The following is a 9,319-nucleotide window of genomic DNA, read 5'->3' on the forward strand; positions in this document are numbered from 1 at the left end:
CGCCAATCATTTTTTCAACGTCTTTTTTATTTATTTCGCCAATCATTTTTTCAACGTCTTTTTTATTTATTTCGCCAATCATTTTTTCAACGTCTTTTTTATTTATTTCGCCAATCATTTTTTCAACGTCTTTTTTATTTATTTCGCCAATCATTTCCTGCAACGTCTTTTTTATTTATTTCGCCCAAACATTTTTTCAACGTCTTTTTTATTTATTTCCTGCAACATTAGATTTTCACATCAGTAAAAATCTAATGTTGTGTATTGTTCTACCCAAGACGTTGCAGGCAACGTCTCTACGTAATTAAATGCCCACAAAATTGTGCTTTATTATCAATAATTTTTCCGCCACATCTAAAACCTAAACCTGCTCCTTCGCCCGCAAAAAATATACCTGCTTGGTAATATTTGCCTGCTTCGTCTTGTAGAAATTCGGTAAATTCTTGATAAATAACGTCCTGTTCAAAATACTCGCCTTCGGTGGTTTCAAGCGTATTTCCTACGGCTGAAAGGATTTTTATATTCGCTCCTTCTCGCCCAAATAATACTTTTTGTACGCAAGATTTATGGATAAGTGGTTTATTATCAGTCTCTAATAAAAGTGGATGATTCGGATATAATTCCCACAAAACCTTCAAAAGTCCCTTTGATTGGAATAATAAAGTATAAGCAGGATTCATCACAACGGCTTTTTTGCTTTGCACAATTTGCGTTAAGATTTCCGCCAATTCGGGTTCGTCCCAACCAATGTATTCCCAAGGCACAAGTTTAAACCAAAAATCATATCTTGTAAAACTGCCATCTTCAATATTTTGCTTATAAATGCCTTGTTCTACCGAAAATTCTACGTTTTCAATGTGTTCAAAAGTTACCTCAAAACCTGCTTCTTCGGCGGCTTCTCCCAAGAGTTGCATATTGGTATCGTCTTCTGGATAACCTTCCATTGTAGAGATTAAAAGCGTAGGCTCAAACTCAGCATTTTGACTTTTTAATTCCCTAAACTGACTTACCAACGACTCATAAAGCGTATTGAATTGTGAACTTTCGTCTAATCCATTGGCTTTCAAAGATGCCCATTGTACGGTAGCCGTTTCGGGAATACAAGTGGCAGTGTCAGCATTAAATTCAATGAGTTTAATGGGTTTTCCGTTTAAACCGCCCGATAAATCGAAGCGTCCGTACAAGTGCCAATTTTTATCATTTTCCCAAGAAAATTTGACCAATTCTATCAATTCTTCAGGAATACCTAACTCAGCAAACTTCTCATTATCAACCACATATTGAGCAGCTTCGATAAACATTTCGTAGAGTTCATTGGCGGCTTCGTAATAATTTTCCGCTTCTTTTTCAGTAACCACAACCATTTCGTTGGTCACGTAAGGCAAGGTGTTTTCACCCAAAAGCCAATCAAATCCAGCATTTTGGAGCGATTGGGTAGGGGAGATATTAAGTTTTTTAAATTTCATTTTGTGTGTTGGTTTATGGAACACGGATTTTACAACGGAATTATCTACTATTTGTCGCAAGACGAAATTAGACCACAGATAACACGGATAAAACAGATTTATACTGATTTTTCTTTAATTTTTCCGTGTAAATCTGTTAAATCAGTACAATCCGTGGTCTAAGTCAAATTGTAGATAGTTCCATCATTACGAAGTAGTTTACCCTCTAAATCCGCTTCTGCCTGTGCTTCTGAAAAAACCACTTCTTCCGCTTGAAGGTCGGCTTGTGATAGTGCGTGAACTTCCAATGTTTTCATGAATACCGCTTGATTTTTGAAAAGCACTTTGCGATGAATAATATCGGCTCATCATTGGATAATAGAAAAAGCCTCCAGAATGATGTCTTCTGCGGTGGGTTGTATCGGTTGAGTTATTTGTTTTTGGATTTAAGTCTGGGCGATAATTTGCATAAGTCGGACTCATTGTTTTTGCCAATAAATAGCCCATTCCTCCGAATAAAAGAGCATTAGAAAGATTATTATTTTGTCCAATAATAGTTGGACGTTCTTTAATATCCTTATCAATTAATGCTTGAACGGCTCTTGGTGAAAGGCGTTCTTGTTTGCCATCTAAATAGGTCACAATCGCAACCGAACTATCAGCAGGAACTTCCGTTTCATCTGTAATTTTGAATTGTCCTTTTGAGGTTTCAGAAATGTAGGTTTTTACACCTTTTGTATAAACTTCTACTTCTTCGTAATCATCTTCGTCTTCCGAAGAATTGCTATTACCACAACTTTGGAGCATGACCGAGTTCCCTAAAATAGCCAAAGCCAAAGTGCCGCTCATAGAAATATCTTTGATTTGGCGAATAAATGAGTGTTTGCGTATAAGTGTCATAATTGTTTTGGTTTTATCAGAACAAATGTATTGCAAAAGATAAACATTTTGTCAAAAATGGGAAGAATGGTTTTTGGAATAGACAAAATGGTGTTTAGTGGCGTATGGCATACGCCAGCATACACGTATTTTGGCGTATGCTATACGCCGCTACCAATTTTCAAAATCATTACATTTGTCCATGTGTGTACGGAAAGGCAAAGTTTTAAATCCCCTATATTTTTGTAATAGTAGTAAAAACAGGATTTTACCTTTCCTAATTACCAAATAAATTAATTATGACAATCTCAAGATTATTCGTTATTCTTTTTCTGTTATTTTCATTCATTGGAAATAGCCAAACCCTCAAATGGAAACCCATTACACAACAAACAAAACCGTGGTCACGTTGGTGGTGGGAAGGCAATGCCGTAAATCCTAAAGACTTGACCTTCAACATGGAAAACTACCAAAAAGTTGGCTTGGGAGGTTTGGAAATTACCCCAATTTATGGTGTAAAAGGTGCTGAAAGTCAGTTTGTAGATTTTCTTTCGCCCAAATGGGTTTCGTTGTTCAAACATACACTTAATGAAGGAACACGTTTAGGCTTGGGCATTGACTTAGCCAATGCTTCGGGTTGGCCATTTGGTGGTCGTTGGGTTGAGCCAGAAGACGCTTGTCGATATGTAGCTCACAAGGTGTATAATTTGAAAGAAGGTGAAAAATTGGCAGAAACCATCACTTTTCAGCAACAAGCCATGATACGTTTTGTATTACCGAAAAATGTACAACCAAAAGATTTAAAACAACCAGTTGGCAAAAATGATAATTTACAAGAATTAGCCATCGACCAAGTGAAATTTGACAAAATATTGCCTTTGGAAACCCTAATGGCATATTCTGATACGGGTGAAAAAGTAAATTTAACCGATAAAGTTGGTTTAGATGGTCAGTTGAATTGGACGGCAACTCGTGGAAATTGGTCGCTTTTTGCTATATTTTCAGGTTGGCATGGTAAAATGGTTGAGCGTGCAGGGCCGGGTGGCGAAGGTGATGTAATTGACCATTTTTCAGAAAAAGCAATCAATAATTATTTGAAAGAATTTGATAAAGCTTTTGCAGGAACAGACGTAAGTTCGATGCGTGCTTTTTTCAATGATTCTTACGAAGTAGATGATGCCAAAGGACAAGCCGACTGGACACCTGAGCTTTTTAATGAGTTTCAAAAAAGACGTGGCTACGACCTTCGTAATTATTTGCCAAACCTTTTTAGTAAAGAAAAAACAGACTTAAATAGCCGTGTTTTATGCGATTATAGAACAACTATTTCTGATTTAATTTTAGAGAAATATACGTCTGCTTGGGCAAAATGGGGGCATTCTCGTGGTAAAATCGTAAGAAATCAAGCTCATGGTTCACCAGGAAATACCTTAGATTTATACTCGATGGTGGATATTCCAGAAATTGAAGGGACAGATTTATTGCGTATCAAATTTGCGTCGTCGGCTTCTAATGTGATGAATAAAAAATTGACTTCTTCTGAATCTGCAACTTGGGATAATGAGCATTTTTTATCCAATTTAGGCGATGTCAAAAAAGACCTTGATTTGTTCTTTTTGGGTGGCGTGAATCATGTTTTTTATCACGGAACAAACTACTCTCCACAAAATGAGCCATTTCCAGGTTGGGTGTTTTATGCCGCAACGCATTTTACGCCACATAATCCATTTTGGAAACATTTTGGAGCTTTAAACCAATACGTGGCTCGTACGCAAACCTTTTTGCAAGACACCAAACCAGACAATGACGTTCTTTTATACTTCCCGATTTACGACCGTTTCGCTGAACAAACGCCAAAAGGATTATTGCAACATTTTGACGGTGTAACGCCAGAATTTAACAATACAGATTTTAAAACTGTTGCTCAGAATATGATTGATAAATCTTATTCTTTCGACTATATTTCGGATAGACAAATTGGGAATTTGAGCGTGTCTAATACAAAAATCATGAGTGGAGCGACAGTTTGGAAAACTGTATTACTGTCTGAAAATGAGACGCTTCCATTAGAAACTTTTGAGAAATTAGTACAATTAGCCAAAGATGGAGCAACGATTGTTATTCATAATAAATTGCCGCAAGATGTTCCAGGATTAGGTAATTTAGGAGAACGTCAGGCAAAATTCAAAGCCCTAATTGCACAATTGAATTTCACTAAGAATGCAGGAGTAAGTCAGGCAAATATTGGTAAAGGACGTTTTATTTTGGGAGAAAATTTAGGCGAAATATTAGCCGCCGCCAAAGTTCAAAGAGAGACAATGATTGATAAAGGCTTGACCAATATTCGTAAAATAAATGCCAACGGTAAAACCTATTTCATTAATAATCAGTCTGATAAAAGTTTTGATGGTTGGGTGAAAATAGAAACACCATTCCAGTCGGTAGCCTTGTATAATCCGATGACGGAGAAATTAGGTTTAGCCAAATATAACGCAAAAACCAACGAAGTTTATGTCCAATTAATGGCTGGAGAATCTATCATTTTAGAAACGCATAATGACGTAGTAAAAGCGGAGAAATACCCATATTTCAAAACAGTTACTAAAGCACAAGAATTAGCAGGAAACTGGAAAGTGTCATTTACCGAAGGAGGCGAAATTTTGCCAAAAGCAGTTGAAATAAAATCATTAAACTCTTGGACAAATTTTGAAGGAGACGATTATAAAAACTTCTCAGGAATTGCTACGTATTCGCATAATTTTAAATTAGCAAAAGTTTCAAAGTCTGGCTATTGGTTAGATTTGGGAAAAGTGTCAGAAAGTGCCAAAGTAAGTGTAAACGGTAAAGAATTAGGTACATTAATTGGGCCAAGTTATCAAATATTTGTACCTGCCAATATCTTGAAATCTCAGAATGTTTTGACGATTGAAGTAGCCAACTCAATGGCAAATAGAGTAATTGCTTTGGAGAAAAAAGGCGTTGTTTGGCAGAAATTTTATAACATTAACGTTTCGGCGAGATTGAAAGAAAATTTAGGGAAAGATGGTTATTTTACCACTAAAAACTGGACTCCAAAAGACTCAGGAATTTTAGGAAAAGTAACTTTGACGGCGGTTGAGATTTTGAAGTAAAATAAGCTATTTCAGTCGCTTGCATCTTGCGAGTGACGACTATTATCAGGCTTCCAGCCTAAGACTTTGGCAAGATGCCAATTAATAGTCGTCACTCGCCAGAGGCAAGCGACTAAATAAGAAATCTCCCATTTCCCAATAACTAATCACCACTCACTAATTCAACGCCTCTCCATTTAAGTCCGAAGTAAGCACTTCACTCATGTAATCGAAAAATGGTCGCATAGCCAAAAAAGTGGCGATTATTTCTTGCTGAAAATTGGTAGATAAAACTTCTTCGTCAGAAAAAGAACGCATTACGACAAACTGCTTTTTTCTTATCAAATCAATAGCAGGGTGATTTTTATCGAAACCTTTTGGTGCGGTTTTTACGGCATCTTCACCTTTAAGTTCTCCAAAATACTTTACGAAGGTTTCATCTGATGTAACCTTCTCAATTTCAGAAGTATCCATTTCAAATTCTTTACGGATACGAAGCAAATCTTCATTGTTAGGAGCCCAAAATCCTCCCCCAACAAAACTGTTGTTTGGTTCAATATGGCAATAATATCCACCTCTCAATAAAGGTTTAGTTCGAGAAAAACTAACGCCTAAATTATTTTTGTACGGAGATTTATCTTTGGAGAAACGAACATCTTTGTAAATTCTAAAAATGTGGATTTTGTCTATGCTATCGTGTTTTTGAAGTTCAGCATAAACCTCATTGAAAAAAACTTTGTTTTCTTGTACAATTAAATCGAATTCTGGTTTGTGCAGAGCAAACCACTCACGATTGTTGTTTTCTTTTAATTTTTCGAGAAATTTTAAACTGTTTTCCATTATTATTTAATTCGGTATTATTCGTGTTTTGTGGTAAAATCTTCCAACAAAGGTGTAAAATAGCTTATTTCTGATTGAGAAGCAATGCTAATTTGCAAATCGCCAAGATTAAACAACATCTCATGTACAAATGACTTTTGCTTGATTTGTTAGCCGAAGGCGATAGCTTTTGAAAATGGATATAACTATAAATCACTTCGTGGTGATATATTTGTGATATTGTACAAAAAATTAAATAATATATGGATATAGTATTTGTTGACACATCAATTTTTGAAAGTGAAAATTTTATAGAGGGGGCTAAACTAAAACAACTTATAGAATTAGGAATGAAGGGAATAATAAAAATTTTAGTTCCTGAGATAACGTATAATGAGGTAAAAGCCAGGATATTGAAAAAGTTAAAAGAGATAAAGCCTCTTTATGAAAAGAATTATAAAAATTGTAGCATCTTGAGAAATAGTGATAATTACGAGAATGCCTTTTCTTTACGTAGAGTGGATGTAGAACAAGAGTATGGAGTAATTATTGGGAAATTTGATGAAATACTTATTGAAGGTAAAGTGGAAATTATTAATTATCCCACAATAGATATTGGTAACGTTTTTAAGCGGTATTTCTCAAATGAATTTCCTTTTAAAGAAGGAAATAAGAAGTACGAATTTCCTGATGCTTTTGCTATTGAAACTATGGAACAATGGTGTATTATAAATAAGGAAAAATGTTTAACATTATCTTTAGATAAAGATATTTTAAATTATAAGACACCAAATTTAATACCAATTGAAGATTTTAAGAGTTACATTAATAAGAAGGTTATCGAGCTTCAAAAGAGAGAAAAACATGAAGAAAAACTGAAATTGATAAATGATACTTATGTAAAGTTTACAGATGTTTTGAAGATTGAAGTTATAAATGAGTTAGAAAGTATTTGTTTGGAGTATTTGAAATTTAGACACGATGGTTATCGATTTGATAGTATTGATGATATGGAAATTTTAGAATGTACTTTTTCTGATTATTCAATAAATTTTATTAGAGAGAATTCTGCAGATATAGAACTTAATGTTGCATTTACCATTAATGCAAAAGTTATCTATGATGATTATGGTACTGCATGGTGTGATAAAGAAGATAATCATTGGTATGGTATTGATGTAATAACTGAAGAAGTAAGTGAAAGAGTTATATTACCTGTGTCAATAGAAGTTGAATTTAGTCCATTATCGGGGCAAGAGTTTGCTTTTGCAAAACTTAAAGAAATAAATAATAATAGGAGTATAAATTTATAGATATGCCTTTCTTTTTTGTGTTTTTATAGGGTAGTGCGTAATGGTTTTTTCGCCTTTGTGGTATTTTCAACAAGTTAAAGACTAAAAAGGTGTAAAATAGCTTATTTCTGATTGAGAAGCAATGCTAATTTGCAAATCGCCAAGACTGCATTAATTTTGCACCATGATTTCTTCCAAAACCCTTATTATTATCGTTGGACCAACGGCGGTTGGCAAAACTGATTTGTGTGTAAAAATCGCCAAACTTCTTGATACCGAAGTTGTTTCAGCAGATTCCCGTCAGTTTTACCGTGAACTTGCCATCGGAACGGCAAAACCTACCACCGAAGAAATGGACGGCGTAAAGCACCATTTTGTTGATTCACATTCTATTCAAGATTATTATTCTGTGGGTGATTTTGAGCGTGATTGTTTAGCGGTTTTAGACGAAATTTTTCAGAAAAAAAACGTGGCAATTCTCACAGGAGGCTCAGGAATGTTTATCAAAATGATAACGGATGGTATTGACGAAATGCCCGAAGCGGACTTGGAATTACGTCAAAAATTAGCAGAACGCCTTGAAAATGAAGGTTTAGAACCTTTGGCTAATGAATTAAAACAACTCGACCCGATTTATTACGAACAAGTTGATATTCAGAATACACAACGAGTTTTACGAGCGTTGGAGGTTTGTATTTCAACGGGATTGCCTTTTTCAAGTTTTAGGAAAAATCAAAAAGTAGAGCGACCTTTTAAGATGATAAAAATCGCTCTGGAACGCCCACGTGAGGAACTATACGCACGCATTGACAAACGCATGGATATGATGTTGGCAAATGGACTCGAAAATGAAGCCAAATCTGTTATAGATTTTAGAGAACATTACGCTCTAAAAACGGTGGGTTATCGAGAAATCTACGAACACCTCGACGGAGAATATGACCGTGACGAAATGGTGAGACTTTTAAAAAGAAATTCCCGACGATACGCCAAACGCCAAATGACATGGTTTAAAAATCAAGATGAATTTAATTGGTTTGATGCCAAAAATGAGGAAGAGATTATGGCTTTTGTTCAAGAACAAATGAATTTATAGGAGTAATAGACCACAGATTTTAAGGATTTAATAGATTCACACAGATTCTTATTGTCTGTTTTGAATAATTGAGACGACGGTTTTAAAAAAAATTGACTGAAGACTAAATTTTATCCGTGAAAATCTGTCAAATCCGTAAAATCCGTGTTCTATCCATCAAAAACAAATGTAGCGAAGCCCAATGAGCTTCGCTACAAATCATCCTTAAACCAAAACTAAATAGATAATATGTTCTAAAAATGTCCTATATCTTATGGGTGAGAAGGTAAAAAAATACCTTCTTTCCTACTTGACTAAAACGTCCATCTTTTAACATTATTACTTTTTTAGGAATATTATTATGCACTGTGTGACTTATTTTTTCTTTCTTGACTCCCTTTCTCCCCGCTAACAAATTGTGTGGAAAACCCATTGCTAAGGCATTGTTAGTTAGGATGATACACAAAAATAAACTTGCGATAATCGTGAAATTTTTCATCGTTTGATGTTTCTGTTTGAGAGTTTAATAACTAAATTTTATCGTTGGAAGCGTAATAAATATTCGGAATTATGTACTTAAAAATGCAAATGCAAATTTGACCCAAATTAACCGCTGACGGGGTGAAAAACCGCCGTCAGGGTCTTCTTCCGTAACCCTGACGGCGGTTTTTCACCCCGTCAGCGGTGTTGCTTTATTAA

Annotated in this window: 7 protein-coding genes; 3 read left to right on the top strand and 4 right to left on the bottom strand. The window is 35.0% G+C overall.

Annotated features, from left to right (window positions below; genetic code table 11):
- Positions 1-296: 296 nt before the first annotated feature.
- Complete coding sequence (locus VB796_RS23020; RefSeq protein ID WP_323348950.1) at positions 297-1,466, bottom strand: glutathionylspermidine synthase family protein; 1,170 nt, start codon at positions 1,464-1,466, stop codon at positions 297-299.
- Between the two features lie 198 nt (positions 1,467-1,664).
- Positions 1,665-2,345 (bottom strand): hypothetical protein, encoded by a 681-nt coding sequence (locus VB796_RS23025; protein ID WP_323348951.1) that lies wholly within the window; start codon positions 2,343-2,345, stop codon positions 1,665-1,667.
- A gap of 278 nt (positions 2,346-2,623) precedes the next feature.
- Between VB796_RS23025 and VB796_RS23030 the strand changes: the two genes are divergently transcribed.
- Positions 2,624-5,455 carry a glycosyl hydrolase gene (locus VB796_RS23030; RefSeq protein WP_323348952.1) on the top strand — a complete coding sequence of 944 codons (2,832 nt, stop codon included), beginning with the start codon at positions 2,624-2,626 and terminating at the stop codon, positions 5,453-5,455.
- Between the two features lie 156 nt (positions 5,456-5,611).
- Here VB796_RS23030 and VB796_RS23035 read toward each other — a convergent pair whose 3' ends face one another.
- The gene (locus VB796_RS23035; protein WP_323348953.1) at positions 5,612-6,274 is read right to left on the bottom strand and encodes a DUF2461 domain-containing protein; all 663 of its coding nucleotides are present in this window, start codon (positions 6,272-6,274) and stop codon (positions 5,612-5,614) included.
- Positions 6,275-6,516: 242 nt separating this feature from the next.
- Between VB796_RS23035 and VB796_RS23040 the strand changes: the two genes are divergently transcribed.
- Together VB796_RS23040 and miaA are read left to right on the top strand one after the other, a co-directional pair.
- On the top strand, positions 6,517-7,566 hold the full coding sequence (locus tag VB796_RS23040; RefSeq protein WP_323348954.1) for a PIN domain-containing protein: 1,050 nt from the start codon (positions 6,517-6,519) through the stop codon (positions 7,564-7,566).
- Positions 7,567-7,729: 163 nt separating this feature from the next.
- Positions 7,730-8,641, top strand: coding sequence for a tRNA (adenosine(37)-N6)-dimethylallyltransferase MiaA (gene miaA / locus VB796_RS23045; protein WP_323348955.1), 912 nt, complete (start codon positions 7,730-7,732; stop codon positions 8,639-8,641).
- A gap of 244 nt (positions 8,642-8,885) precedes the next feature.
- Here miaA and VB796_RS23050 read toward each other — a convergent pair whose 3' ends face one another.
- Positions 8,886-9,119: a hypothetical protein gene (locus VB796_RS23050; protein ID WP_323348956.1), complete on the bottom strand. Its 234-nt coding sequence runs from the start codon at positions 9,117-9,119 to the stop codon at positions 8,886-8,888.
- Positions 9,120-9,319 lie beyond the last annotated feature (200 nt).

Origin of the sequence: Arcicella sp. LKC2W (assembly GCF_034931005.1) — a bacterium.
Lineage (GTDB): Bacteria > Bacteroidota > Bacteroidia > Cytophagales > Spirosomataceae > Arcicella.

What these genes read in the sequence shown, in the direction of transcription:
- miaA (WP_323348955.1), top strand. Translation starts at nt 7,730, where the DNA reads ATGATTTCTTCCAAAACCCTTATTATTATCGTTGGACCAACGGCGGTT.
- VB796_RS23020 (WP_323348950.1), bottom strand. Translation starts at nt 1,466, where the DNA reads ATGAAATTTAAAAAACTTAATATCTCCCCTACCCAATCGCTCCAAAAT.
- VB796_RS23040 (WP_323348954.1), top strand. Translation starts at nt 6,517, where the DNA reads ATGGATATAGTATTTGTTGACACATCAATTTTTGAAAGTGAAAATTTT.
- VB796_RS23050 (WP_323348956.1), bottom strand. Translation starts at nt 9,119, where the DNA reads ATGAAAAATTTCACGATTATCGCAAGTTTATTTTTGTGTATCATCCTA.
- VB796_RS23030 (WP_323348952.1), top strand. Translation starts at nt 2,624, where the DNA reads ATGACAATCTCAAGATTATTCGTTATTCTTTTTCTGTTATTTTCATTC.
- VB796_RS23025 (WP_323348951.1), bottom strand. Translation starts at nt 2,345, where the DNA reads ATGACACTTATACGCAAACACTCATTTATTCGCCAAATCAAAGATATT.
- VB796_RS23035 (WP_323348953.1), bottom strand. Translation starts at nt 6,274, where the DNA reads ATGGAAAACAGTTTAAAATTTCTCGAAAAATTAAAAGAAAACAACAAT.